The organism is Polyangium sorediatum, from assembly GCF_029946465.1.
Taxonomy (GTDB): Bacteria; Myxococcota_A; Polyangia; order Polyangiales; family Polyangiaceae; genus Polyangium; species Polyangium fumosum.
The window spans coordinates 15501-39699 of record NZ_JARZHI010000004.1 but is presented as its reverse complement, the minus strand read 5'-3'; the positions used below and the strand labels follow the sequence as shown (position 1 = coordinate 39699).

Annotated in this window: 21 protein-coding genes; 4 read left to right on the top strand and 17 right to left on the bottom strand. The window is 67.6% G+C overall.

Annotation, left to right across the window (positions count from 1 at the left end; translation table 11 throughout):
* Positions 1-10: 10 nt before the first annotated feature.
* From QHF89_RS06330 to QHF89_RS06320, 3 genes are read right to left on the bottom strand one after another with little or no spacing between them, the layout of a single operon-like run.
* The gene (locus tag QHF89_RS06330; protein WP_136971033.1) at positions 11-523 is read right to left on the bottom strand and encodes a hypothetical protein; all 513 of its coding nucleotides are present in this window, start codon (positions 521-523) and stop codon (positions 11-13) included.
* Entirely contained in the window at positions 489-2660 is a 2172-nt protein-coding gene (locus tag QHF89_RS06325) for a type VI secretion system Vgr family protein (protein ID WP_136971034.1), read from the bottom strand. The genes QHF89_RS06330 and QHF89_RS06325 overlap by 35 nt, the downstream gene beginning before the upstream one ends.
* Position 2661: 1 nt before the next feature.
* Complete coding sequence (locus QHF89_RS06320; protein WP_284720152.1) at positions 2662-4860, bottom strand: type VI secretion system Vgr family protein; 2199 nt, start codon at positions 4858-4860, stop codon at positions 2662-2664.
* 144 nt (positions 4861-5004) lie between these two features.
* Here QHF89_RS06320 and QHF89_RS06315 point away from each other — a divergent pair, with 144 nt between their 5' ends.
* Positions 5005-6399 (top strand): hypothetical protein, encoded by a 1395-nt coding sequence (locus QHF89_RS06315; protein ID WP_136971036.1) that lies wholly within the window; start codon positions 5005-5007, stop codon positions 6397-6399.
* 9 nt (positions 6400-6408) lie between these two features.
* On the top strand, positions 6409-6858 hold the full coding sequence (locus QHF89_RS06310) for a hypothetical protein (RefSeq protein WP_136971037.1): 450 nt from the start codon (positions 6409-6411) through the stop codon (positions 6856-6858).
* Between the two features lie 19 nt (positions 6859-6877).
* Here the strand turns inward: QHF89_RS06310 and QHF89_RS06305 are convergent, their stop codons facing one another.
* Positions 6878-7705: an endonuclease/exonuclease/phosphatase family protein gene (locus QHF89_RS06305; RefSeq protein WP_136971038.1), complete on the bottom strand. Its 828-nt coding sequence runs from the start codon at positions 7703-7705 to the stop codon at positions 6878-6880.
* A gap of 105 nt (positions 7706-7810) precedes the next feature.
* Here QHF89_RS06305 and QHF89_RS06300 point away from each other — a divergent pair, with 105 nt between their 5' ends.
* Positions 7811-8014 (top strand): hypothetical protein, encoded by a 204-nt coding sequence (locus QHF89_RS06300; protein WP_136971039.1) that lies wholly within the window; start codon positions 7811-7813, stop codon positions 8012-8014.
* 21 nt (positions 8015-8035) lie between these two features.
* Here QHF89_RS06300 and QHF89_RS06295 read toward each other — a convergent pair whose 3' ends face one another.
* Positions 8036-8596, bottom strand: coding sequence for a hypothetical protein (locus tag QHF89_RS06295; protein ID WP_232379363.1), 561 nt, complete (start codon positions 8594-8596; stop codon positions 8036-8038).
* A gap of 497 nt (positions 8597-9093) precedes the next feature.
* Between QHF89_RS06295 and QHF89_RS06290 the strand changes: the two genes are divergently transcribed.
* Complete coding sequence (locus QHF89_RS06290) at positions 9094-10296, top strand: cytochrome P450 (protein WP_136971040.1); 1203 nt, start codon at positions 9094-9096, stop codon at positions 10294-10296.
* Between the two features lie 34 nt (positions 10297-10330).
* On the opposite strand, the gene QHF89_RS06285 is transcribed toward QHF89_RS06290, so the two are convergent.
* The 12 genes from QHF89_RS06285 to QHF89_RS06230 all read right to left on the bottom strand — a co-directional run bounded on the left by QHF89_RS06285 (position 10331) and on the right by QHF89_RS06230 (position 24086).
* Positions 10331-11530: an NAD(P)/FAD-dependent oxidoreductase gene (locus tag QHF89_RS06285; protein ID WP_136971041.1), complete on the bottom strand. Its 1200-nt coding sequence runs from the start codon at positions 11528-11530 to the stop codon at positions 10331-10333.
* Positions 11530-11745, bottom strand: coding sequence for a ferredoxin (locus QHF89_RS06280; RefSeq protein ID WP_136927559.1), 216 nt, complete (start codon positions 11743-11745; stop codon positions 11530-11532). Before QHF89_RS06280 ends, QHF89_RS06285 begins: the two co-directional genes overlap by 1 nt.
* Before the next feature lie 19 nt (positions 11746-11764).
* Positions 11765-12400: a TetR/AcrR family transcriptional regulator gene (locus QHF89_RS06275; RefSeq protein WP_284720151.1), complete on the bottom strand. Its 636-nt coding sequence runs from the start codon at positions 12398-12400 to the stop codon at positions 11765-11767.
* A 17-nt stretch (positions 12401-12417) separates the two neighbouring features.
* A complete protein-coding gene (locus tag QHF89_RS06270; protein WP_136971043.1) occupies positions 12418-13632 on the bottom strand; it encodes a cytochrome P450 in 1215 nt (404 codons plus the stop codon).
* Between the two features lie 118 nt (positions 13633-13750).
* Positions 13751-14416, bottom strand: coding sequence for a TetR/AcrR family transcriptional regulator (locus QHF89_RS06265; RefSeq protein ID WP_136971044.1), 666 nt, complete (start codon positions 14414-14416; stop codon positions 13751-13753).
* A gap of 49 nt (positions 14417-14465) precedes the next feature.
* Positions 14466-15668, bottom strand: coding sequence for an FAD-dependent monooxygenase (locus QHF89_RS06260; RefSeq protein WP_136971045.1), 1203 nt, complete (start codon positions 15666-15668; stop codon positions 14466-14468).
* 159 nt (positions 15669-15827) lie between these two features.
* On the bottom strand, positions 15828-16628 hold the full coding sequence (locus QHF89_RS06255; protein WP_284720150.1) for a LytR/AlgR family response regulator transcription factor: 801 nt from the start codon (positions 16626-16628) through the stop codon (positions 15828-15830).
* Positions 16625-17812 carry a sensor histidine kinase gene (locus QHF89_RS06250; RefSeq protein WP_136971047.1) on the bottom strand — a complete coding sequence of 396 codons (1188 nt, stop codon included), beginning with the start codon at positions 17810-17812 and terminating at the stop codon, positions 16625-16627. Before QHF89_RS06250 ends, QHF89_RS06255 begins: the two co-directional genes overlap by 4 nt.
* 249 nt (positions 17813-18061) lie before the next feature.
* Positions 18062-20563: an efflux RND transporter permease subunit gene (locus QHF89_RS06245; protein WP_136971048.1), complete on the bottom strand. Its 2502-nt coding sequence runs from the start codon at positions 20561-20563 to the stop codon at positions 18062-18064.
* A complete protein-coding gene (locus QHF89_RS06240) occupies positions 20547-21815 on the bottom strand; it encodes a CDP-alcohol phosphatidyltransferase family protein (RefSeq protein ID WP_136971049.1) in 1269 nt (422 codons plus the stop codon). Before QHF89_RS06240 ends, QHF89_RS06245 begins: the two co-directional genes overlap by 17 nt.
* A complete protein-coding gene (locus QHF89_RS06235; protein ID WP_136971050.1) occupies positions 21812-22741 on the bottom strand; it encodes a phosphatase PAP2 family protein in 930 nt (309 codons plus the stop codon). Before QHF89_RS06235 ends, QHF89_RS06240 begins: the two co-directional genes overlap by 4 nt.
* Positions 22742-22769: 28 nt before the next feature.
* Positions 22770-24086, bottom strand: coding sequence for an inositol-3-phosphate synthase (locus QHF89_RS06230; RefSeq protein ID WP_284720149.1), 1317 nt, complete (start codon positions 24084-24086; stop codon positions 22770-22772).
* Positions 24087-24199: the final 113 nt, after the last annotated feature.

Here is a 24199-nt window from a genome sequence, read left to right as displayed (position 1 = left end):
GCTCCTCGGTTCAGGGCAACTCCACCAATGCCGAAAGGAATCGCACGAGAGAACTCATGTCGACCACCATCCGCTCCCCCTCCGCCCGCAAAATCCCTTCCTTTTCGAGCCGCAACGCCGCCTGTCCCGATTCGATCGTGATGCTCCGATCGGCCCGCAGCCGAAGATCCTGCGCAGAAAGGGTCACGAGGCCGCTCGCCTCCCGCACGAGCCCGCGGGACGTCTGAAGCGCGCCGAGCACCGTGGGGCCCCGCTCCGTGTCCGTGACGAATACCGTGCGCCCCGTCCGGAGGCATTCCTCGGCAAACGCCGGCTCGACCTCGTCCGCGAGCACCGCCGTCACCCGCCTCCCGTCGGCCGTACGCACGCGATAGGCGCCATCGGAGGCAAACTCGATCTTGCCGACGAAGAGGCCGGGCCCGAGCGCGGCGGGCGCGGGTTTCTTCGCGCGCGCCGCGGGCTTCGTTTTCGACGCCGGAGGCGCGCTGTCATTCGTAGTTTTCGTCGCCGTCGTCCTGCGCATCGACAGACCCCTTGAATTCACCGTCAATCGTGATGGATCCGGGCGTGATGGTCACGGTGGCCCCGCCCGCCTTGATCTTGATCTGACCCGTCGCTTTCACGACCACGTTCGACCCCTGCAACTTGGCCGAACCCCCAATCGAGTAACGCGCCGTGGCGGCGAAATCCTCGACCCGATCCCCGCCGGCCGTGACCTTGCGGGAGGCCAGCGTCTCGGCAAGCGCGCCCTTGACCTCCTGCGCGAACTTGCTCGCCTTGATCGTCTTCGCGCCCGCCACCATTTCGGAGCGCGCCCCCATGACGTTGACTCCGTAATTTGCGCCCGCGAGCATGTTGCACGAGCCGCCCACCATCACCGTCGCCGCGCCGGTCGTTTGCCGCTTCGCGTGCTCGATGGCCGTCTCCGCCTTCGCCGCGCCGACCATCCGCGTGAGCGTGGCGCAGCTCGTCGTCGAGTCGCCGCCAATGTCGAAGATACGTGCGGCACCCACCATGACGGATTCGCTGGCCGCCTGGATGGACATGTTCGCGTTGACGCTCACCGTGCGATTCCCTCCCACGGTAGAACTCTGCGCACCCGCCACGCCGACGTCGTGCACTTCGCCCACGATCACCTTGCGCGTGGCGCCCACGGTCCACGTATCGTCCGCGGTGATGACCGTGACCTTGTCGTTCTCCGTGCGTTCGTTGTAATCACGCGACGCCTTGAATGCGAGGCCCTCCGCGCCCGCCGTGTCATTCATGCTGACGACGTTGGCGCTCCCGCCCCCCGGCGTGGTCGAGGAGCCGAACGCGGTGACGACCTTCTCGCCCGGAAGGCCGTTCGGCGGCTGCGCCACTCCATTGTAGAGCCGCCCGAGGACGAGTGGTTCGTCCGCCGAGGAGGCGTGAAAGCTCACCACCGTCTCCCAGCCGACGCGTGGGAGGAAAAACCCGCCCGTGGTCGGAGGATACACGACGCGTGTCCACGCCGAGCTCGTGTCGTCCTCTGCCCGTCGCCGATCCCAACGCAGCAGCACCTTCGTGCGGGCGAGTTTGTCCGGATGAATCTCGGCGCCGCCGGGTCCGGTCACCGTGGCGGTTTGAATTCCTCCCACGCGCGGGGCCGGCGTGCGGGCCGGCCGGAACGGGGCGTCGATCGGCACGGCCTCGAAGAAGGCTTCATAACGATCGTTGCCCTCGGCTGCCCGATCGATCGCGCGATGCTCGACCGCGAGGAGGAGCCAGCGCCCTTGCAATCCTTCTGGCCCTTCGAGCTCGACGACATGACCCGGCGAGAGCGCCCTGCACGACGTCGCCGCGGTGAGCACCTTTCGCCGCGCACGAAGCTCCTCCATGCGCAGCTTCACGAGCGCAGCACCGGACGCCGGATTTCGGTATTGACCCGGGTACTCGTACACTTCGAGCGCGTCGCCGTCGACCTTCGTCTCCGCAGTGAGATCGAGGCCGGGATTCTCGAAATCGTAATCTTGAAGGCGCACCCGCTGCGGCACCATCTTCTTTCGCAGCCGCGCTCCGTACACGCTCTCGCCCGTGTCGAGCCCCGCGCGCTCCCTGACGGGCAAGGGGCCAACGGGCGCATCCTCGAAGCCGGAGGGGCCATCGACGAGGACGACTTTGTCCCTGCTCCCGAACGGCGCGAAAAACGAGATTCCTTCCTCCGCGAGGATCCGCCGCACGAAATCCAGGGTGCTCTCGAACGCCTGCACGTATTGCGCGCGTTTGTCGAGCGACCTTGAAACGCGGACGTCCAGCTCGACTCCCGCCTCGGAGAACACCTCGCGCGTGATCTCCACAGCGTCCTGGTCGAGAAAGACGCGATAATCCTTCGTGTCGGCGAGGAGCGCGAGTGTCTGCACGATGCGGACGTTGTAGCCCCGATCCCGCGCTTCCACCGCATCCACGAGCCCCTCGAAGACACGCTCGCCGCCGTCGAGGAGCGTCCACGAAATCTTGGCGGGCTTCGTGATCAGCGACTCCGGCGCGGCGGACACTGTATTCGTATCTCCGCCGAACACATCCAACACCACGTCAAAAGAGGCCGGCGCGCAGATCGCCTCGCGCCCCGAGAGCTGCACGACACGCAAGGGCCCCTCCATGCCCTCGATCTCCAGTTGCGCAAATGCATCGAGCGGCATGTCACCCCACCTTCGTGCCCGACTTCCGGGTGATCGTGCCTTTGAGCTTCGTCTTGCCCTTCTTCGATTGCACCTTGCCGCCCGACATCACGAGCGCGCCGGCCGTGAGCGAGCCGCCGATTTCAATCGTGATCGAAGGCGCTTCGAGCACGAGCTCCGCGCCGGCCTTCATCGTCGCGCTTCCGCCCACTTGCACCGTCCCGGTCGCTTTCCCACCCGTCGAAATGTGGCTCCCGGCCTTTTCGGTCGTCGGGCCTGCCGTCACCGTCTTCGCGCCGCGCACGTTGTCGCCATACCCGCCTGCGCATGTGATCGTGCGCGAACCGCCCACGACCTCGTTGCTGACCGCAGCGACGGAGGCCCCGTACCCGAGACCGCCGTTCAGCGACATGCTTCCGCCCACGAGCTGCGTGAATGCGCCGTCAACCTTCGTGTTCGACTGGTTGCACTGAATCACGTACGCCGCGCCGATGAGCTCGTTGTACGCGCCCTTCGCGCTGACAACGCGGTTCGCGGTGACCTTGATGTGCTCGACCGCGCCGATCATCTCCGACCGCGCGCCCTTCACCGCCGTGACCATGTCGGTGCCGACATCGACCGTCTGCGAGCCGCCGATCGTGAGCGCTTGCGAGCCGTTGATGGCGAGTTTGTACGCGAGCGTAACATCATGCGTCTCGTTCGCCGAGACGCGCGTCGTCGCGCTGCCGCCGACGACCACGGTTTGATCACGCGACGCATGCAGGAACATCTCCTGGCTGCCTGCGCCGTCGCCGATCCGCAGCTCGTTCGTGGTGCCGTCGCTGGGCGAGGTCGCGGATTGCAACGTCGTCGTGGCCGCGGCGCCGGGCAAACCATAGGGAACGATCGCCGTCGTATTGTACGAACGTCCGAGGACAAACGGTCGGTCGGGGTTGCCGTCCACGTACGCCACCGGGACCTCCCAGCCGACGCGCGGCAGGAGCATCGCGCCGGCCATGTTCATCTGGAGCGTGCGAACCCAGGACGACGAACGATCGTCGAGCGTCCCCGCGCGATCCCAGGGGAACCGGATCTTCACGCGCCCGAGATCATCGACGTGGATCTCCTCGCCGCTCGGCCCCGTCGTGAACGCGGGCTCGACGCCTTCGACCTTCGGGCGGCGCGCCGGCAGCGCGGGTCGAAACGGTCGATTCGCGGCCGGGACGAGCGTCACGCGATTCTCGTACTTCGTTGGCGTCGCGCCGCTGCGTGAGGGAGCGTCGAACGCATGCTCCACGCGCACGAGGAGGTACCGCTGGTTCATCCACGCGTCGGCCGCGCCCTCGAGGTCGAGGAGGCGACCGGGCGTGAGGCGGATCGTCTCGCTGCGTCCTTTCGCCACGACCTCGAAGCGGCGGAGCTGTTCGAGGCGCGCCTTCGCGCGATCGTTCGCGCCACGCGCCGTGAGCACGCACGCGGGGTACTCGAAGTACGAGAGCGCGCCTTCGCCTGCATGCCCATCCACGGGCACGTCGGGCTGGCGCACGTCGAGGTCACGCACGTGCACGGAGGTGGGCACGATCGACTGCTCGATCTCGAACTCGACGAACCCGCGCGCGCCGGCGAGGCCGCTCTTGTCGTCGAACGTCACGACGGGTGAAGGCTCGACGCCGTCGTGCGAGCCGAGCGCGTCGCCGAGCACGATCACGCTGCCCGTGCCTTCGACATGATCGATCCAGAAGTTGATGCCCTCCTCGGCGAGGAGCCGCTGCACGAAAGCGAGGTTTGTCTCGCCGTACGCCACGCAGAAGAGGCGCTTTTCGTAGCCTCCGCCGGCGAGGCGCGTGAGGATGCGATCGGCCGGGATGCCGGCGTCCGTGAGCACTTCGCGGACGATCTCCTCGGTGATCTTCTCCTGGAAGATGCGGTACCCGCTGCGGAGATCGAGGGCGAACATCGCCGCAGAGAGCGTGAGCACGCAATGCGACCCGTCGCGATCCGCGCCCTCGTCCTCGGCGTCGATCACGAGCAGCTCGATCGCGCGGGTCGAGCCGTCGAGCGTGTCGGCGCAGGTGAGCGTCGCGGGCGTGCCGACGATGGCTTCGATGTCGATCGGCTCGTCGGGAGAGACGAGGTGGAGGGTCCACGCGGGCAGCTCGTTCATCGCTTCGACGCCGCGCGCCCGCAGGATGCGGGTGCCTTCGGGGAGGGCGTCACTTACGAGCTGGAGTTCGATCGTCAACGTCGACCTCGGCGCACATCTTCGCGGATCCTTCGCGTGTTCACAAGATAGAATGCCGGCGAGCGAATTCAATACGGGCGCAATAAAACGACGTATTGTGCTTCGCGCTGGTCGGCGCGTGCGCGGCGTGTCTAGAATGTCCACGTGCAAACGCCTTCCCCCGCGACGACTCCCTCCGTCGACGCCTCGGGCGAGCACCCGCGCGCGCATCCGCGGCTCGCGGGCGTGGCGCTCGCGCAGCTCGCCGGCGTGCGCGCGGGCCTCGCGGCGGGCTGGCCACTCGAAGACGTGCTGCAAAACGAGGGCGTGGATCCGGCGCGGCACGCCAAGGCCGAGGACGCGTGGGACGAGCGCCTGGCGGAGGACGACGCCGAGGAGCTACTTCATCTCTTCGACACGTGCCAGGCGGAAGCCGCAGAACGCTACCGAAGGCCCATCCCGCCGCTCGACGAGGAGCTCGGCGCGTGGCTCGATTTCGCCAGGCACTTCGCCGCGCAGGAGGAGCCCGTGCCTTGGCTCGCCGGGTTCGGGCTCCGCCTCGCCGACGTGTTCACGCTACATCGTTTGTGGTCAAAACGATTGATGGAGGAGCCGTCCCTCCGCGAGCATGCGCATCGTTTGCTTGCGGCGACGCCCGGCGACGTGCCCACGCCTCGGCCGGGACAAGGCATTCTGCATCCGCCGGCCCCGCTGGGGGAGATGGTGGATCTTCCGGAGGACGAGGCGCCGATCGACGACGAGGACGTTGGCGAGGACGACGATGCGCCCGAGGCGGCCCCGGCCGATTTCTTCGCGCCGCTGCCACACGAGGGAGACGCAAAACCAATCACGCCCATGGCCATCGAGCCGCCGCCGCAACCCTCGGCGCCCGATCCGGATCTGCCCGTGGATACGCTGCCGCCGGTCTCCCTTGCGGCGGCGCCTTCGATGCCGTTCCAAAAGCTCCCGCTACCGCAGCCATTGGTATCGTTTGCGCCGGAGCCCGCGGAGGCGGAGCCCGTGGATCGGCTCGCGCAGACGCTCCCCGCGCCGGAGTTCGTTCCGGCGGATCCTCTTCCCTTCCAGCGTGAAGCGACGCTGGCCACGGGCGACACGAAGGGCTTGGATCTGGGCTCGACGTTGCCCGTCGGATTCATCGCGCCGCGCGAGGTATTGCCGTTCCAGGAGCCAACGAAAGGCAAGGCCTCAGCCACGAAGAACCAGGCCAGGGCCGTCACGCAGCCACTCCCGGCCTTCGTTCCCGGGGAAGCGCTGCCTTTTGATCCGAAAGAGGATGATTCGACGAACGAGGACACGGGGCCGGCGACGGCCCCCTTCGAGGGCGCGGTGCCGCCCGATCTATCCCTCGAAGCCCACGCGGAGTTGTGCGCGAAGCTCGCAGCGTCGCCGGACGAGGCCGAGCGGATCTTTGCGCGGTATGGTTTGGCGGAGCCACGCGCGAGGAAGGCCGTGGACGAGGCCTGGAAGGAGCGGCTCCGGAGGGATCCGGCGCTCTACCAAGAGTGGCAGCGGCTCTATCGGATGTTTTCCGAACGCTGAGGGGGACGGATGAAAAAGTTCGCGTTCGGATGTGCGGGGGTTTTGCTCGTTTTGCTTGGGATCTCGATCGCAGCCGTCCACGTCAGCATGCAACAGATCGAGAACGCGTCGGAGACCATGTTTCAGCAATTCGCGGTGGGCGCCCCGGTGATCCCGTTCTCCCTCGCGCCGGCCGGTCGCACCTATGTTTCATTTCGGCACGACAATCAGAAGCCGTGCCTGATCGCGACCGTCAGGGGTGATCGCGTGACGTTTTCGTACGAGGAACGGCACGAGAGCGTCGACACGGCCGATTTTCAGAAGAAGCTCGTCTCTCTGCGGGAGATCGTCGCGCCTTGCACGACGCTCTCCGTGGACGTCTTCCCCTCGATCCCAATCCCGCCGCGGGCCTCGTTCGTGGTTCGTTACGATCCGCAAGGGAACGTCTCGAAGCTCGAAGCGCCTCATATCTGGGACTGAGGCCCGGAGCACGGCTCCTTCACGCAGGCGCGAGTTCGACCTCGATTCCGAAGTGATCGGAGACGAACGTGCCCTCTTCGTCGATCGGCTCGACACCGACGAGCGTCGCCGCGCGAGGCGACCATGCGCGGCTGCGCAAGAACACGCGGTCGATGCGCTTGTGGGAATGCTCGGCGTGCATCACGTAACGCATGAAGTTGATGCTCGTGTCGACCGTGTGGCCCGGACGATCGCCGTGCAAGGCAGGCCAGACATCGACGAACGTGGGGTCGAGCGCGGCATTTTCGGCCGCGGCATCCGGCGCGAAGTTCATGTCGCCTGCGAAGACCACATCGGGGCTCGATGCCGCGAGGGAAGGCTGGATGATCCCGAGCTGCGCAACACGCGTCGACACGCACTCCGACGTGCTCTCCAGGTGGACCGTTGCCACGGTGATCCCACAGGAAAGCTCGGCCGAGAGGAGGCGTCGACCCATTTCCGTCGGCAAATCGAGCATGACGAGGCGACGAATGGGGATACGTGAGAGCAGCAAGACGCCGTAACGGCTGAAGGTGCTGCCGTCGACGTCGGAGACCTGATAACCGGCGCGGACCCAGGGAGTATCCACGATTGCGGCGAGGAGCTTGCGGGTGACCTCCTGCAACAAGATCACGTCGGGGCTCCGGCGCGAAATCTCCGCGAGAAGCGCGTCCTGACGCACGCGGGACTTGTGGGCACCAAACCACACGTTCCACGTGAGAATCTTCAAGGGGCCGGCGGCCATGGGCCTCGCAGGCCCGGCAGCCTGCCATTGCGCACGCGCAAAGGCGTGAGGCGGGATGACGGCGGGGCTCGGCGCCTTCGACATGGCATACCTTACCACCCTCCAGGAGGGTCGACCAGACCCCGCCGAGCCGAGCAAGCAGCAGGGATCCCCGCCGTCGCAAAGACGTGGTAGCCTCCGGCGCACGTCATGTCGTCCTCGTCGTTGCACCGCATCTGCCACGAATCCTGGGAGCTGATACAGGTTTTCCGGGGGCCCACGATCCCGCGTGAAGGGGAGCTCTTGTTGCTCGAACAGGGCGGGCAGGAGACCAAGTATCGCGTCATCCGGGTGATGTACAAAGCTGCCCCCGGAGGCGAGCTCTTGGCGACCGTGTTCGTGGCCCCGGCTTGAAAGGCGGGCGGAACGCCTGATTCAGAGCACGAACCGCGCAGCCGCCGCGGCGACCGCGCCGATCGCCGCGCCCGCGAGCAGCCAGGCCAGGCGTGAGGGGCGCGGGGATTCACTTTCGCCGAGGGGAAACTCCACCGCGTGCACACGCTCGGCCTCGGCGTCGACCAGCAAGACCCCGTCCACGTCGAAGGCGATGCGGTATTCGAGGAGCTGGCGGCGCGTGCCGGGCGTGTCGATCCGCGGCGCAGCGCGGCCCGTCTTCACCTCGGCCACGAAACGCTTGTCGCCCCAGCCCACGAGGTAATCGGCGCGAAGATCGATCGCCACGGGATCCCCGTCGACCCGCACGCCATACGTGACGGCCACCTGCCGACCGAGAATGGTGAAGCCGAGATCCCGGAGCAAGCCCTCGGCGCGAAGCTCGCCCGCCGCGCCTCGCTCCCGACGAATCGCAATCGTGCGCCGCCGCCAGAAGCCACGCCAAACGATACGCGTCGTCTGCACCAAAGCGAGCAGCGCCGCCGCCGCGAGGAGGACGAGCAGGACATCGGGCGGGAGCGCGCGCAGATCCACCTGCCACATGCATGACAACAGAAGCGCGCCGTGGGCCAACTTTTCGGCAGGGCATCGTTTCCCGCGCCCTCTCGGGCAGCGCGGCCCACGGCGTGGGTCCTCCGAGGCCCGGGAGGGAGGAAATCTTCGATGATCATGTTCGGCCCCGCGGGTGCCAATGCTTTGGCTGGCCCTACGGTGCGTGGCCTATGCAGGGCATCGGTGGCCCGAGATCGGTTGGCAATGAACGGCCATCCGCCGGGTTGCACGAGCAATGCATGCACGCTCCGTGTCCCGTAGCATCCACAGGATCGCCCAAGTTGGCCTTCGCCCACGTGGCCATCCACGTGCCGGGCCCTACGCGTATCCTTTCCCTCCGAGGCGCCCCGCCGCCGCGTCGTAATCGTGCACGAGCCGCCCTTTCGCCGGCGCCCGCGTTGCTCGCCAATGCGCGGCTGCGCTAAGATACGCGGCTCGCGTGCGCTGAAGCTCGATGAGCGTGGTCCACAAAACATCTACAGAAGCGTATGACCTCATCGACCTTCAGCGAGCCCCATTCGAGCGGTCTGCCCTACTATCAGGAGCTGGCGCGAAAAGGCGAGGTCCACTTCGAACCGTCCCGGGAGATGTACCTGGTCCTTTCGCACCGGCTCGTCCGAAGAGTGCTCACCGATCCGCACACATTCTCTTGTCGGAACGGGATTGAGGACGTATTCAAGGATGCGACGTCGGCTCCGGCGCTCCTGGGATTGGATCCCCCGGACCACACCCGCCTGCGTGCTCTCGCCGCAAGCGCATTCACGCCGCAGACCGTCGCGAGGCTGAAGCGGTGTACCTACGAGCTCGCCCATCGGGCTCTGAACGAGGTGATCGAGGCCGGCGCCATGGATGTCGTCGCCGACATCAGCGACAAGCTGCCCCTGATGGTCGTCGCGGGAATCCTCGGCCTTCCCCGCGACGATTGGAAACATTTCCTCCGCTGGTCGCATTACATCGCGGCCGCCGCCGCCCCGACCGTGACCCGAGAGAAAGAGGCCGACCACCGGGTCCCGCTCCTGGAGATGCGCCGGTATTTGCTCGCGGAAATCGAGGACCGCCGCGCGCGGCCCATGGAGGACCTGCTGAGCCGATTCGTTCACGCCGACGTGGAAGGAGCACGGCTGGACACGGAGGAGGTCCTCTCGCTGACGATGCTCCTCGTCTCGGCGGGCCACGGCACCACGGCGAACGGGATCGGACAAGGAATTCGCTGGCTCCTCGCCCATCCTGATCAACTGGACAAGCTCCGGCGTGACCGCCGCCTGCTCCCCACGGCCGTGGAGGAGATCCTTCGTTATGATCCGCCCATGTACATGGTGCCACGCGTCGTGACGCGCACGGTGGAGCTCGAAGGGCACACGCTCGAAGAGGGAAATCGGCTGCTCTACGTCGCGGCCACCGCAAACCGCGACGAAAATGTTTTTTCGCATCCGGACCGATTCGATGTCACCCGCGATCCGAACCCGCATCTTTCCTTTGGTTATGGGATCCACTTCTGCCTCGGCGCGGCCCTGGCCCGGCAGGAGATGCGGGCCGCGCTGGACGTGATCCTCGATCGGTGTCTTCATCTGGAACGGGCCGACACAGCGCCGCTCGAGCATGGTGGAGCGGTGCATCTGAACGGTCTCAAGCATCTGCGTGTGAGATTTCAGCCCGGCGCGCAGTGCTCCGTCGACGTGGCTGCCGCCTGACGTCCCTGGTGCGGCAAGAGGCCGTTTCGGAGCGTCAGGAAGCCTGGGCCCCCACCTCCGCCCACGGCTTCCCATCCACGACGAACTGCCGGTACGCTCGTATTGCCTTGATCGCATTCCACCCGAGCGCCCCGATCACCTTGCCGTTTTTCCCGTACAACGCGACGAACTGACGCTTCTCGGGATCCCCCTCGACCACGGCCACCTCGGCCTCCGGCGAGAGGATGCCAAACGTCTGGATCTTCGTCTCGTATTGGTCCGTCCAGAAAAACGGCACTGGCGTGTAGGGTTTGTCCTTCCCGACGATGTTCGCGGCCACGGCCATCGCTTGCTCGACCGCGTTGCTGCGACTCTCCAAGCGCAGCCGCACCCCGAGGCCCTCGTGATGGAAGCTCGCCGCGTCGCCCACCGCATACACGCCTTCCGCCGCGCGGCAACGCGCGTCGCATACGATGCCGTCGGAGAGGTCCAATCCGCTGCCCGCGAGCCAGCCGGTCGCGGGGCGCGAGCCGATCGCCACCACGACCCTCTCGGCAGGCAACACCTCGCCATTCTCCAGGAGCACACCGGCGACACGCCCGTCGTCGCCGCCGACGAGCTGCTTCACCGCCACGCCGAGCCGGAGATCGACGCCTCTTTCCGCATGCAGCTTGGCGAGAACCCCGCCCACGAGCGGCCCGAGCTGGCCCGCGAGCGGCGCCGATTGCGGGCCCGTGAGCGTCACCGCGAGGCCCATGCTCCGCGCCGTCGCCGCAATCTCCGTCCCGAGCACGCCCTCACCGACCACCACCAAACGCGGGTTCTCGAGCAGATCCGCGCGGAGGGCGACCGCGTCGTCCACCGTCCGCAAGACGTGCACGCCCGCCCATTTCTCCTGCCCAGGAAGACGCCGCGGCTCGATGCCCGTCGCCAGCACGATCACGTCCGCGCGCAAGACCCGGCCCGCCGCGGTGTGCACCTCGCGCGCCGTGAGGTCCAGACGAACCGCCGGATCTCCGAGGATCACCTCCGCGTCGAGCTGCGCCACCGCGGACTCCGAGCGCAGAAATGTCTTTTCCGGCTCCACCGCGCCCGACAGGACCTTTTTCGAGAGCGGAGGCCGATCATAAGGCAGGTGCCGCTCCGCCCCGAGCAGCGTGACCCCGCCCGCGTACCCCTCACGCCGGAGCGCCTCCACGACGGAGAGGCCTCCCAGGGAAGCGCCCACGACAAGCACGCGCGACGGGGTTTTCATCACGCGCTCTCGCCCAGCCGAATCGCAGCGCCAGGGCAAACGGCCGCCGCCTCCCGAACCGGGCCGTACTGCTCGGGCGGCGGCTCGGCGTCGAGCACGATCACGATGCCATCGTCCCGCTGATCGAAGACCTTCGGCGCGACCATCACGCATTGGCCCGCGCCGCAGCATTTGTCATAGTCCACGATCACCTTGAGCTTCGAATTGGTTTCCATGCGTCTCTCCGCTTTCGTTTCATTTCGTCGGGGTCACCGGAGCCGTCCAGAGGCCGACCAGCGCGTCCACGAGCCCTACCGCCGCCGCGTCCCACGTGGCCCGCGGCGTGGCGCTCCCCGCTTGCAACGCGCGCTCGCGCTCCGCGCACATGTGCACGACGAGATGCCGGCACATGTCGCCGCGCTCCTCCAGCACGCCCTTGGGCCAGATCGGCATGAACCGCCCGAGCCCCGCGATGCTCTTTTGCATGGCCGGCGTGGCCATCATCTCGTCCGTCACGAGCTTGCGCAAAACAGGGTCCGTCATGACCTGCGCGTAGAAACGCGCGAACCAGCTCGGCGTCCCGAGCGAGGCGATATGGTCGACGGTCGGCCGCACGAGGCACGCGAGCCAGTCGCGCAGATCCGACGAACCCTTGATCTCCGCCAGCATCTCCTCGCGCCGCAGCTCGATGAAGGGGACATGTCGCCGCACGATCGCGAGCACCAGATCGCTCTTGGTGCCGAAGTGATAACCGACCGCGAAGTTGTTCGCCTGGCCGGCCGCCTCGCTCACCTGGCGGTTCGAAACCGCCGCCACCCCATGCTCGGCGAAGAGCTTCTCCGCCGCGTCGAGGATGACCTCTCGCGTATCGTTTCCGTGCGAATGTCTCATTCTCGAGCTGGCCATGCTCACCAGCGTACCAGGACCTTCTCGATTCCGCCGACGAGCAGGCCCTCGCGGCGCGGCAACTCGTTCGGCGCGACCGCGAGATCGAGCGAGGGCAAACGACGCAGGAGCACGCTCAGCACCGTCTGCAATTCGGTCCGCGCGAGCGCCTGACCCACGCAGGAGTGGGCCCCCGCGCCGAACGTGAGGTGCGGGTTCGGCGAGCGGTTCAGCACCATCTCGTCCGCCCGCTCGAACGCCTTCTCGTCCCGGTTCGCCGCGGCCATGCTGCAAATGATCGTCGAGCGGCTCGGCACCTTCGTGCCCGAGAGCTCGATCTCCTCGCTGATGAAGCGCGGGAGCCCGAAGCCCGCATTCGCGTCGAAGCGCAGCACCTCTTCCACCGCGCTGCGGACGAGGGTGGGCTCGGCCACGAGCTGCTCCCAGCGCCTCCGATCCGAGAGCAACATGGCCATCATCTTGCTGATCATGTTCGAGGTGGTCTCGTGCCCGGCCACCAGGACGCCTTGCGCCGTCATCAGGAGGATCTTTTCGTTGATCTGCTCGCCCTGGTCGGCGGCGCGGATCAGATCGCTGAGCAGGTCATCCCCGGGCTCGGCGCGCTTCTTCGCGATGTGGCCCATGAGGTAATGGACGAACTCCATCTGGGCCTTGTCGACCTCCTCCTGGGTGAACTGCGTCATGGTGAGCATCGAATTGGACCAGTGGGCGAGTTTGTCTCGGTCGTCCACGGAGATGCCCAGGATCTCGGCAATCACCCACACCGGCAAGGGGAAGGCGAGGTCGCTCACGAGGTCGGCGGGCGCGCCTTTCGCGATCATCTTGTCGATGAGCTGATGGGCCATCGTCTCGATGCTCTGCTGCATGGCAGAGATGCGCTTGACGGTGAACCACCGCATGATGAAGCGCCGCCATTTCTCGTGCTGCTCGCCACCCGAGAGCTCGGCCGCGTCCTTGTTCTCGAACACGCTGCCGCCCTCGTTGGTCGTGATCCTCGCTGCGCCTTCCTCGGCGAGGTTGCGGGTAAACCGCGGATCCGAGAGCACCTGGCGCACGTCGTCATAACGCGTGATCAGCATCGCCTTGTCGCCGCTCGGCAGCCGAATATGGGCGACCGGGCAACCCTGGCGGAGCTTCGCCCACTCCTCCGGCGGATCGACGGCCGTGGGGGCACGCAACGGATAATCCAAGACCTGCTCGCTGCTATCAGTGCTCATCAAGACCTCCAGCCACGGTTCTAAGGCACGCGACTTATGAAGTCAAGTGACTTAAACCAGGACGTGAAATTCCGATGCGGGGAGGCCGCCGGAGGCGGGCGCCACGCAGGAAACGTCGTCAGGAGGGGGTGGCGGGAGGCCTTTCGGCGCCGGCGTGTTTCTGCTCAGCCCGGCCGCGGGTCTTGCGTCCCCGCAGGCCCCCGAGCAAAAATTCGGTCGTTTCGTCCGCGATCAAGTCCGGCGGCTCCCCCGCGAGGATCGCGCGGCGCGCAGCGACCATGACGCCGACCATCATATCCACGAGGCGCGGCACATCGGCGACGGGACGGAACACGCCCGCTGCAATGCCTTGCTCCACGATCCCCGCGACGATCGTGAGCACGGGCGCGAAGCATGCGGTGAGGGATGCGCTCACCTCCGCGGGCAACATGGTCTCCGTCATGTTGACGATCGGGAGCCCGCGGACGCCCGGGACGAGGGCCGCCAACTGGCGGCGAACGACGAGCGCGAGCCGGTCTTCGGGGTCGTCGATCCCCGAGGACGCCTCCACGAGCGCGGCCACGAAGGGCTCGACTTCGGACTTCACGACGGCGACGAGCAGCGCGTCCTTCGTGGGCGCGTAGTTGTAGATCGTATTCCGCGCAATCCCGGCGCGCCTCGCCACGCCGGCGAGAGACAAGGACGCGTACCCTTCCTCTTCGATCGCTTCAAGGAGGCTGTCGCGCAGCCGTTTCCAGATGATGTCCCGATGTTCGGCGATCGTGGGCGCGTCGATCCTCGGCATTCATGTCGTCATCGTAGAACATCGAGCGGTTGTCAAACCGATCGATGCTCTACGCGGCAAATTCGACGTTCACCGGTCCGGAGAGGAACTGCTCCAGGGCGGTGGGGGCGCCTTCCGAACGTTTCTTGCCCTGGGCCCGCCGCATCAAACCCTTGCAGAGGATGTCGATGATCGGGCTGCTCGGCGTGAAGAACTGCGCTTTGATCAGCGCAGACCGCTGATGCTGGCGGGCAAAGGGCATCAGCCGTTCCTCCCACGTGCCGAGCGCAGCGTCGATCTCGTGGGGATGTCGCGAAAGGAGCTCCCCGAGGAGCGAGCCACCGGCGAGCCCGAGCGACGCGCCCATGCCGGAGTAGAGCGTCAAGCACCACGCGGCGTCCCCCAAAAGGATCGTGCGACCGGAACGCCAAGAGCGCATGCTCACCTGGTTCACGGAGTCGAAGAGGAAGTCCCTGGAACCGTCGAATTGCTCGAAGACGTGGTCGAGGATTTCGCCGAAGGGCTCGGGCCCATACGCGCGCCGGAGCACAGTCCCGACCGACGCGCGAAACTGCGCGTCGATATCGCGGGTGCGGTAGGAGAACAGCGCGGTCGGCGGGCGATCCTCGAACGGAAACACCCACAACGAGCGGCCCGGCTCGGCGAGCACGATGCCATCGTTGATCGGGAAATACGGCACTTGTTTGTCGAGCTGGAACGCGCAGATCATCGCGTGGAGGGGCTTCAGGTAACGCTCGTGCGGGCCGAAGACGAGGCGCCGCACGGTCGAGCGCACCCCGTCGGCGCCCACGACGAGATCGAATCGCTCGTCCTGCGCTTTGCCCGTCCGCGAGCTTTGCGTCGTGACGACGGCGCCGCCTCCGATATCGACGATGGCCGTGGGCACGGTTCCGTAGCGCACCTCCACGTCCCCGAGGTTCTCGAACAACGCGGCCTCGATGTCGCCACGGAGCACGCCTTGCGGATCACCCGGTTGATCGAGGAATCCGTTGATCCTGTGTCGATCGCCGGCGCGCGTCACGTCCCACGTCTTCGCGTTTTTCGGCGTGCGCGTGTGGAGATCGGGCATGACGCCGAGTCGCTTGGCGGCGCTCAAGCCCGTGCCGAAGAGCCCGATGAAATAGCCGCCGAGACGACGCTGCGGCGCTCGCTCGATCAGGGTCACCTGCCATCCCGCTCGCCGCAATCCAATCGCCGATGCCATGCCGGCGACGCCAAGTCCGACCACCAAGGCTGAACGCTGTCTGCTCATGGAAAGCTCCTACGCTCGTTGGCCAGGCCACATGAAGCGCCTTGCGCTCGCTCGTCCTTTTTACGACGGACCGTCGCAAAGATCAAGGACAACACGAAACGGCTCCAGGAGCGCCCTCCCGAGCGCCCCGGCGCGCGTGATCGGCGCCGACGAGGTGGTTCAGCCGCGGCGGAGTCCGGTGGCGCTGGCGAGCAGCATATCGCGCACGGGTTGGGCGCGGTCGCGCGAGACGGGCACGCACACGCCGCGCCGCTCGGGGCCGATGCCTATGCCGACGAAAATGCGCGTATCTCCTCCGTCGCGCTCGAGCTCCTTGATGTAGGCCGCATTGACGAGCCAGTTTCGGTGGACACGCGTGAGCGCTCGCCCGAAGGACGCCTCGATCGACGCCAACGACAGGTCGAGGTCGAACGTGCCGTGGGGCGTGTGCACGGAGGTGAGCCGATCGGCGGCCTCGAATGCCCAGACCTCGCTGGGTTCGAGGAAAACCAGGTTCTTGCCCCGGCGCGCGACGATGCGCAGCGGGCCCGCGGCCGGCGACGGGCGCTTGCGCGCGTGGAGGCGGCGCAAGCATTGGTCCACGCGCTCCTGCGTGAAGGGCTTGAGCAGGTAATCGTCGACGCCGAGCGCGAAGGCCTCGATGGCGTGCTCCTTGAACGCCGTGGCCAGCACGAACATCGGCCGGCGGGAATCGTGCACCGAGGCGCGCACGAGATCGAGCCCCGTGGCGTCGTCGCTGCCGGTGAGCGCGATGTCCACGAAGACGACGTCCAATTCGGCTCCGCCCGCCGCGAGATGCAATGCCTGCCTCGCCTCGCCCAGGCTGGCGACGGCGCCGACGACCCCGGCGAGGCTCGACGCCTCGATGAGCTCGACCAGGTAATTGCGGGCCGGCCACTCGTCCTCGACCACGAGCGCGCGGAGCCGGTAGGCATCCCCCGCCGCGGGAACCGTATTCATCGAGAAACCTCCAGGTTCGCGCTCATCGTGCGCGGCGCGTGCAGAAGGACGCAGGGGAGCTCGACGGTGCATCGTGTCCCCTCGGCCGATGATTCAATCTGCAGGCTCGCATTCGTGTATTTAAGCTCCATGCGCCGGCGCACCGCGTGCAGACCCAATGCCCCCGAGCGCGTCGGCTTGGCCGGTATGCCGGGGCCATTGTCCTCGACCGTGCAGACGAGGCGACGCGAGGCCCCGTCACCGCTCTCCGTGATCGCCGCGCACACCCGCACCTCTCCGCCCCCATCTCGTCGCAGGGCGCCATGCTTCACGGCATTCTCCACGAGCGGCTGCAGGAGCAGCGGGGGCAAGAGGACATCGGTGGCTCGATCCGCGATGTCCCACTGAAAGCGCAACATCCCTGCGTGGCGCGATTCCAGGATTTCGGCATAACGTTGAAGCCATGCGATCTCCTCCCCCAGCGTCCGCATCTCGTCGACATCGTGCAGCGCGTCGCGCAAGAGGTGGGCCAGGCAAGCGAGAAGGCGGCGGGCCTCGCGCGGGTCCTGCGTGACGAGGCCCGCGATGGCGTTGAGGGTGTTCAGCAGGAAATGGGGTTCGAGCTGCGCGCGCAGCCGGACGAGCTCGCCCGCAGTCCGCAGCCTGTCGGCCTCGAGCTTGAGCTTCTCGGCTTCGAGCTTGAGCTTCTCGGCCTCGAACGCGCGCCGCCGGGCATCCTCCGTGGCGAAGGGATACAAGAACGCCAGCGCCCATATGGCGCAAATGAAGAGGCCGAACGTGATCCCAAACCGGATGACGCGCGGATACGTCGCGGGGGGCCCGGGGGGCTGCGGGATATGCAACCACTGCTGCACGAACCAGAAGCCCAGGATGAGCATCGTGCCCGCGATGGAGGCAACGGCGAGGCTCACGAGCAGGGTCTTCGCCGAGCTGAGGCGCCGGCGCGTGGCCCAGTGAAAGACCCCCGAGAGCGCGAGCAGGAGCGCGGGCACACCCGTCGTCAAAAAGAGCAGGTTCGCCGTGTTGTTTCTCTGCGGGTCGGAGGGCGTGAGAGGCCAAAAGAAGATGGCCAAGATGACGGCCGTCGTCGCCACGAAGCGCTTCCAGCCGAAGAAATACACATAGGGGGGCAAATCGCTCGCGGAAGGCGTGCCTCTGGACAGCTCGGGCTCGGGGACGCTCATATGCAACTTATACAGCTACCGGCCGTCCCGCGCAGGGAACACGTGGATCGGACAAGTGGCCGTGTTCCCCGGACGAGTCGTGCCCTGCCGGGGACGAGCCGCTCAGCGCCGGACCGGGCCCCGGTTGGCCCGGCTTCTCGTTTCTGGGCACCGTGACGCATCGTGGTTTGGCAGGACGAGCGATGCGGCATCGATGTCGTATTCGTTGCCACGGCACGACGAAGGCCCGGCCTTGTTGCAATGCGACGATCAGGCGTCGGCTTGCGGGGGCGGCGCCGTCGAAGGCTCGGATGCACGTTCGGCGGCGCGAGGCCGCGCTTTCCAGGCATGCAGCAGAGCGAGCCCGGCCGGGAGCATGACCACGCAGGCGACGAGGTTCACGCCAAGGCCGAGCAGCGAGAGCGTGCCGACGCTGCCGAGACCTGGATGCGTCGCCAGCGCGAGCACGCCGAAGCCAAAACCGTCGGTGAGAATGGCGCCGGTGACGTCCCAACCCGTATGTTGCCAAACTTTTTCGAGTGGCTCGCCCGCATCCACGCGCGCGAGCAGGTGCGCGCCGTCGTCCACGCTGATCCCGAGGAGGATCGGCAATACGATCATGTTCAGATAATTCAGCGTGGCGCCGAAGACGGGGAGCAGCGCGATCGTCACCGCGAGGCAAAGGATGGCCGGCGAGAGCGCGAGCAGCGCGAGCCGGAAACGGCCGAGCGTGATGTAAAGGACGATCAGGACAAACACGCCGGTGACCACGAGGATACGCGGGGCGTCACGCTCGATCGTCTCGAGCACGTCGGCGAGCACCATAGGCTCGCCGGCGGCCGCAAGCGCCTCGCCCCCAGGCAAATCGATGCGGCGGAGCTGCGCCGCGAGCCGCTTGATCCCGGCGGCTTCGCCCATGCTCACGGTCGGGTAGAGCAGGACGAAGTGCACGGGGTCGGCGCCGGGGTGGGGCTCGAAAGTGTGGCGCAGCGCCGGCGGCAGGTCGGGGGGGCCAAAGGGCTCGGCCGCGGCCATACGCTGAAGGCGCTCGAGGCGGCTGCGCGTGTCCGCGTCGAGGCTCTCGGGGCGAATGCGCGAGGTGATCCGGGCGATGTCGCGCAAGAGCGGGCGCTTCGCCTCCTGGTCGGTCGGGAGCAGATCGGCGCGCGTGGCGATCAGGCCGATGGTGGCGTCGGGGCCGAGCGCATCCATGCGCGCGCGTACGGCGGCAGAGACCTCGCGCGCCTCGGCCTCGCTGCGGGCGAGCACGACCATGGGGGTCTGCGAGCGGCCGAGCAGCGCGTTGACCTCGCGGTCGCGGCGAAAGCTCGGCAGGTCGGCGTCGTCGAGGTGGGAGAAGTCGGCGTCGAAGCGGGCGCGGGGGAGCTGGGTGAGCGCAAGGCCACACGCGACGACCAGGCCCCAAAAGAGCAGCGGGGCCGCGCGATGCATGAAGCGCACGCCGGGGAGCTCCACGCCGGCGCGCACGGGCGCGAGGCGGGGCGCGTGGCGCGCGAGCACGCCGAGCAGAGCGGGGAGCAGCGTGACGTACGCGAGCAGGACGAACAACGTCCCGAGCGCGGCGAGCAGGCCAAACTCGCGGAAGGCGCGGAAGTCGGTCCAGGTGAGGCAGGCGAACGCCGCGGCGGTGGTCAACGCGGCGGCGAGCGAGACGCGGCCCGCCTCGCCGAAGGCGCGACGGATCGCTTCCTCGTCGGCCGCGCCGGCGCGTCGCTCTTCCTCGTAGCGGCCGAGGAGGTGGACGCCGTGGTCCATGCCGATGCCCACGAGGATGGCGCCGATGAAGGCGGTCAGGATGTTGAGCGTCCCGAAGAGCGCGCCCGCGGCGCCGTACGCCAGCGCGAGGCCCGCGTAGAGCGGCGCGAGCACGAGGCCGATGGCGAGCAAGCGCCGGAAATGGAAGGCCAGGTAGGCGATGACGAGGCCAAGCGCGAGCGAGGAGGTCAGCGCAAGGTCGCGCCCGAGGACCGCCTGGAGGTCGACGCGCTTCGGGTAGCGGCCGGTGAGCTCGACGCGGAGATCCGGCGCGTAGGCCGTGGGCTGTGCTTCCTGGAGCACGCGCTTCACGTCGGCGACGACCTGCTTTGCGAAGGTGAGGTCGGAGGCCAGCCGGATCGGGCGGACGAGGACGGCCAGGGTTTTGCCGGTCTCGTCCTCGTGGTACGGCCCGCGACGCGCGCCGCCGGTGTTTTCGAGGCGCTTCTTGTATTTGGCTTCGAAGTCCGCGACGTCGACCGAGGGCGGCTGTTCGTCGTCGATGTCGATGTAGGAACGCTCGATCTCCCAGCGTTGGCGCGCGGCGAGGCGCTCCCGAAGCGCGGCGAGGTCGGGCTGATCCGCGAAATAAAGGGCGCGGTCCTCGAAAAACTCCGCCGGAAAGCGGTGGTCGACGTACTGCACCGTTTCGAGCTTTTCGAGGCGGGGCGTGATCTCGTCCGCGAAGCGCCGCCGCGCGGCCTGGTCCCCGCCCTCGACCAGGAGCACCACGTACCCCACCCCGCCGAAGCGCGCCCGCAGCGCCTCGATGCCCTGCACGCTCGGGTAGCTAGGCGGCAAGAGCTGGGTGATGTCGGGGTCGAGCTTGAGCCGGCCGGCGGACCAGGTGCCCAGCGCGGCGGCGAGAGCGACCAGCACAATGGCGAGGCCGGCGCGCCGAAACGCGGCGACCGCCACGCGCGCGAGGACCGCGCGGATGGCGGCGGGCACGGGGCCGAGGCGCGCGTCGCCGTCGGGATCAGGCGCGGCTGACATCACGCTCCCTTGGATCGCTCAGGGGGACGTCGTCGTTCACGTCATTCGTGGCGGGCCCGAGCGCGAATACGTGGTCGCGGAGCAGAGGGTAGTTCCAGGTGACGAATACGACGAGGCGGGTGAGGACCCAGGCGAGGCGGTCGTTCATGGCAGGCAAGAAGAGGAGCACGGCGACGCCGCCGGCATTGAGGGCGGCGCTCGAGCCGGAGACGAACAGGAAGCGCATGGCCTGGCTACCGCGCGGGCCGGCTTCGGCCTCGAAGGCCCACACGCGCGAGAGCGTGAAGGCCACGATCCCACCGGCCACGCAGCCTACGCCCGTGGCGAGCGGCGGCGGCGCGCCGGTCCCGATCATGAGCATCTGCACGACGGCGAAGTCGAGCGCCGTGGCGAGCGCGCTCACGGCAATGGTCCGAGGCAAGGAACGGCGGTCGTCGCGCGGCAAGCTACCGCTCAGCGCGCGGACCAGGAACGCGAGCCGCTGGAATGCGGTCGCGTGGGACGTCAGCGCGATGAGGGTGACGCCGGCGGCCGCGATCCAATGCGGCGGGCGCGGGTCTTCTGGGGAGATAATGGCCTCCAGGATGGGGCTGAGCGCGACCGAGAGGCCGAGCACGAGGATACGCTCGGGGCGCTGCATGAAGCCCACGTCTTTCATGGTGGCGCCGAGCGCCTCGCCGCGGGCGCGCACATAAGGGACGAAGAGCGAGCCGGTGAGCGCGAGCAGGCAGGGCAAGAGCACCCAGCTCTCGCGGTAATACCAGGCGAGGCCCACCAGCACGGCCGACTCGCAATAACGATCGAGCACCGAGTCGAGCGCGGCGCCGCTCGGCGAGGCCTGTCCGGTGGCGCGCGCGACCCGGCCGTCCAGGTAATCGAGCGCGCCCGCGCTGACATAAAGCCACCCGCCGAGCGCGAAGCGGCCCGCCGCAATGGCGACCCCCCCGCCCGCCGCGAGGCCCACCGCCAGCGTCGTGATGGCATTGGGAGGCACGCCCGCGGCAGCGAGCCCCTGCCAGAGCGGGCGCATCAGCCACGCGAAGAAGTGGCGCGCGCGCGCGGTGGTCAGCCCGCCGAGCCCACGCCCGTCGGCCTCCTCGTCGTGGAAGCGGCCCCAGGCCAGGGTGCGCACCACATAAGCGGCGAGGCCAATCAATGCATACGCAATGAGCAGCAGCGCGGGCGCTGCCGCGGTCCAGATGCGCAGGGCGGCCGAGAGGCTGCCGGTGAACCAGTCGGAAAGCACGCTCATACCGAGACCTCGGGGGAGGCGCCGTCTTTGCGCGGCGCCGGTTCGAGCAGCGCGCGCTGCACGAGGAGGACCACGCGATCGGCGGCGAAGGCCACCATGACGCCGGCGATGATGTCGAGGATGTAATGGTGCCGGAGGTACATGGCGGAGAACGCCATGACCGCGGCCCAGGCGACGGTGAATGCGCGCAGCCGGCCGCCCAAGGGCCAGGAGACGAGCGCGGGGAGCACGGCATATCCCACGTGCAGCGAGGGCATGGCCCCGAACACGTTGGAGCTGCGCGCATAAAACGTGTGGAAGATATGGACCCCGAACAGGGCGTCGAACCGCGCTCCCCCGGCGGGATTCGAGGGCGCGTCGAGCACCGCGGGACCTGCGCCGTAGAGGTCGACGTACCAGGGCGGCGCCGCCGGCCAGGCGATCCAGATGATCCAGCCGAGCAAGCTCGCAGCCGCGAAGGCCCATGCGAGCCGCTGCATGCGCTCCTGATCACGAACGTACAGGTACGCCCCGACCGCGAAGACCTGGATCAGGTAAAGGAGGTACACGACGCCGGTGAGCGCATCGAGGGCCGGGTGCGTCGCGCGTGCGACGAGCTCCGAAATGGGCACCCGCCCCGCGCTCGTGCCGACGCCGAAGAGCGAGCGCTCGGCTTCGAGAAGATCGGCCACGTGGACCTCCCCGCGCAGGTGAATGAAGAGGCGCAGGAAATCGTAGGCGAGCCCGGTGAGCACGAAGGGCGCAGCGATCGCCGCGAACCGCCGCGCGCGTGGCCCGGCCCATACGAGGACCAGGAACATGCCCACGAAGAAAAAGTGCTCGGGCCGGAGCCCCAGCGTCGCGTGAATCAGCAGGAGGAGGAGCGGGGCGCCCCCGAGGGACGCCCATACCCATGTGCTCCCGTCACCCGTCGGCCGTAGCTTCATCACTCGCCTCGCCACGTCGCCGCCGGGATCAGTCGTAGTATTCGTTGCCGAGGTGGGTGATCAGCTCCTCGCCGATCATCCACCGCAGCGTGTTCTTGAGCTTCATCGATTGGATGAAGAGGTCATGCTCCGGGTAGAGCTCCGGCGCCGTCATCGGGCTCTTGAAATAGAAGCTCAGCCACTCCTGCGTCCCCCGCATCGACGCGCGCGACGCGAGGTCGAGCAAGAGCGCTAGATCGAGCACGATCGGCGCCGCGAGGATCGAGTCCCGGCAAAGGAAGTTGACCTTGATCTGCATGGGATACCCGAGCCACCCGAAGATATCGAGGTTGTCCCAGCCCTCCTTGGCATCGCCCCGCGGTGGGTAATACTCGATGCGGACCTTGTGGTAGATGTTGCCATAGAGGTCCGGATAACGCGGAGGCTGGAGGATTTGCTCGAGGACGCCGAGCTTGGAGACCTCTTTCGTCTTGAACGAGTTCGGATCGTCGAGCACCTCGCCGTCGCGGTTGCCGAGGATGTTCGTGGAGAACCACCCCTGCAATCCCAAGCTGCGGGCCTTGAGCCCCGGGGCGAGGATGGTCTTCATCAGCGTTTGCCCCGTCTTGAAATCTTTGCCCGCGATGGGCACGCCCATCTCCCGCGCGAGCTGCCAGGCGGCGGGGAAATCGACGCAGAGGTTCGGCGCCCCATTGGCGAAGGGGACCCGCTCCTTGAGGCATGCCCAGGCATAAATCTGCGAGCTGGAGATGCTCGGATCGTCGGCGGCGAGGCCGGCCTCGAAGGCCGCGATGCTCTGGTGCACGTCTCCGGGGGCGATGTAAACCTCGGTGCTGCCGCACCAGATCGCCACGGCGCGCTCGGCCCCCTGGCGCTCGATGAACCCGCGGATGTCCTCGCGGACCTGCTCGACCATGTCCGCCTTGGACCGGGCCGCCTTGACGTGCGTGCCGTGGAGGCGGCGCACGTATTCCGGGTAAAAAGCGCCTGCCATGGGCTTGATGTGCGCGAGCTCCTCGGCCACCGCGTCGACGTGGCGCGATTCGAGCACCTCCGCGTGCCGCGCGACCTCGAGCGCGTTGTCGGGGAAGATGTCCCAGGCGCCGAACACGAGGTCGTCGAGCGACGCGAGCGGGACGGCGTCGCGGACGAGCGGGAAGCGATCCTCGGTGCGCTTGCCGAGGCGAATGGTGCCCATTTGCGTGAGCGAGCCGATCGGCTTGGCGAGCCCTTTGCGGGCGAGGAGCACGCCGGCGATGAAGGTGGTGGCCACGGCGCCGAGGCCAGGGAGCAAGACGGCGAGCTTGCCGGTGGCGGGGCGAATCGTCTGCGGGCGTTCTCTCACGGCTCTCCTCGGTTTTCGGCAGCAGGGAAGCTGCGCACGTTCGATTTTGGGCGGCTGACGCGGCGCTTGGGCACTTCGATCCGACGAGCGGCCTGATCCATCCGACGAGCCCG

Excerpts from the sequence above, each read along its gene's own strand:
- QHF89_RS06330 (WP_136971033.1), bottom strand. The coding sequence starts at position 523 with ATGCGCAGGACGACGGCGACGAAAACTACGAATGACAGCGCGCCTCCG.
- QHF89_RS06325 (WP_136971034.1), bottom strand. The coding sequence starts at position 2,660 with ATGCCGCTCGATGCATTTGCGCAACTGGAGATCGAGGGCATGGAGGGG.
- QHF89_RS06310 (WP_136971037.1), top strand. The coding sequence starts at position 6,409 with ATGAAAAAGTTCGCGTTCGGATGTGCGGGGGTTTTGCTCGTTTTGCTT.
- QHF89_RS06305 (WP_136971038.1), bottom strand. The coding sequence starts at position 7,705 with ATGTCGAAGGCGCCGAGCCCCGCCGTCATCCCGCCTCACGCCTTTGCG.
- QHF89_RS06300 (WP_136971039.1), top strand. The coding sequence starts at position 7,811 with ATGTCGTCCTCGTCGTTGCACCGCATCTGCCACGAATCCTGGGAGCTG.
- QHF89_RS06295 (WP_232379363.1), bottom strand. The coding sequence starts at position 8,596 with ATGTGGCAGGTGGATCTGCGCGCGCTCCCGCCCGATGTCCTGCTCGTC.
- QHF89_RS06290 (WP_136971040.1), top strand. The coding sequence starts at position 9,094 with ATGACCTCATCGACCTTCAGCGAGCCCCATTCGAGCGGTCTGCCCTAC.
- QHF89_RS06285 (WP_136971041.1), bottom strand. The coding sequence starts at position 11,530 with ATGAAAACCCCGTCGCGCGTGCTTGTCGTGGGCGCTTCCCTGGGAGGC.
- QHF89_RS06280 (WP_136927559.1), bottom strand. The coding sequence starts at position 11,745 with ATGGAAACCAATTCGAAGCTCAAGGTGATCGTGGACTATGACAAATGC.
- QHF89_RS06275 (WP_284720151.1), bottom strand. The coding sequence starts at position 12,400 with ATGAGACATTCGCACGGAAACGATACGCGAGAGGTCATCCTCGACGCG.
- QHF89_RS06270 (WP_136971043.1), bottom strand. The coding sequence starts at position 13,632 with ATGAGCACTGATAGCAGCGAGCAGGTCTTGGATTATCCGTTGCGTGCC.
- QHF89_RS06265 (WP_136971044.1), bottom strand. The coding sequence starts at position 14,416 with ATGCCGAGGATCGACGCGCCCACGATCGCCGAACATCGGGACATCATC.
- QHF89_RS06260 (WP_136971045.1), bottom strand. The coding sequence starts at position 15,668 with ATGAGCAGACAGCGTTCAGCCTTGGTGGTCGGACTTGGCGTCGCCGGC.
- QHF89_RS06255 (WP_284720150.1), bottom strand. The coding sequence starts at position 16,628 with ATGAATACGGTTCCCGCGGCGGGGGATGCCTACCGGCTCCGCGCGCTC.
- QHF89_RS06250 (WP_136971047.1), bottom strand. The coding sequence starts at position 17,812 with ATGAGCGTCCCCGAGCCCGAGCTGTCCAGAGGCACGCCTTCCGCGAGC.
- QHF89_RS06245 (WP_136971048.1), bottom strand. The coding sequence starts at position 20,563 with ATGTCAGCCGCGCCTGATCCCGACGGCGACGCGCGCCTCGGCCCCGTG.
- QHF89_RS06240 (WP_136971049.1), bottom strand. The coding sequence starts at position 21,815 with ATGAGCGTGCTTTCCGACTGGTTCACCGGCAGCCTCTCGGCCGCCCTG.
- QHF89_RS06235 (WP_136971050.1), bottom strand. The coding sequence starts at position 22,741 with ATGAAGCTACGGCCGACGGGTGACGGGAGCACATGGGTATGGGCGTCC.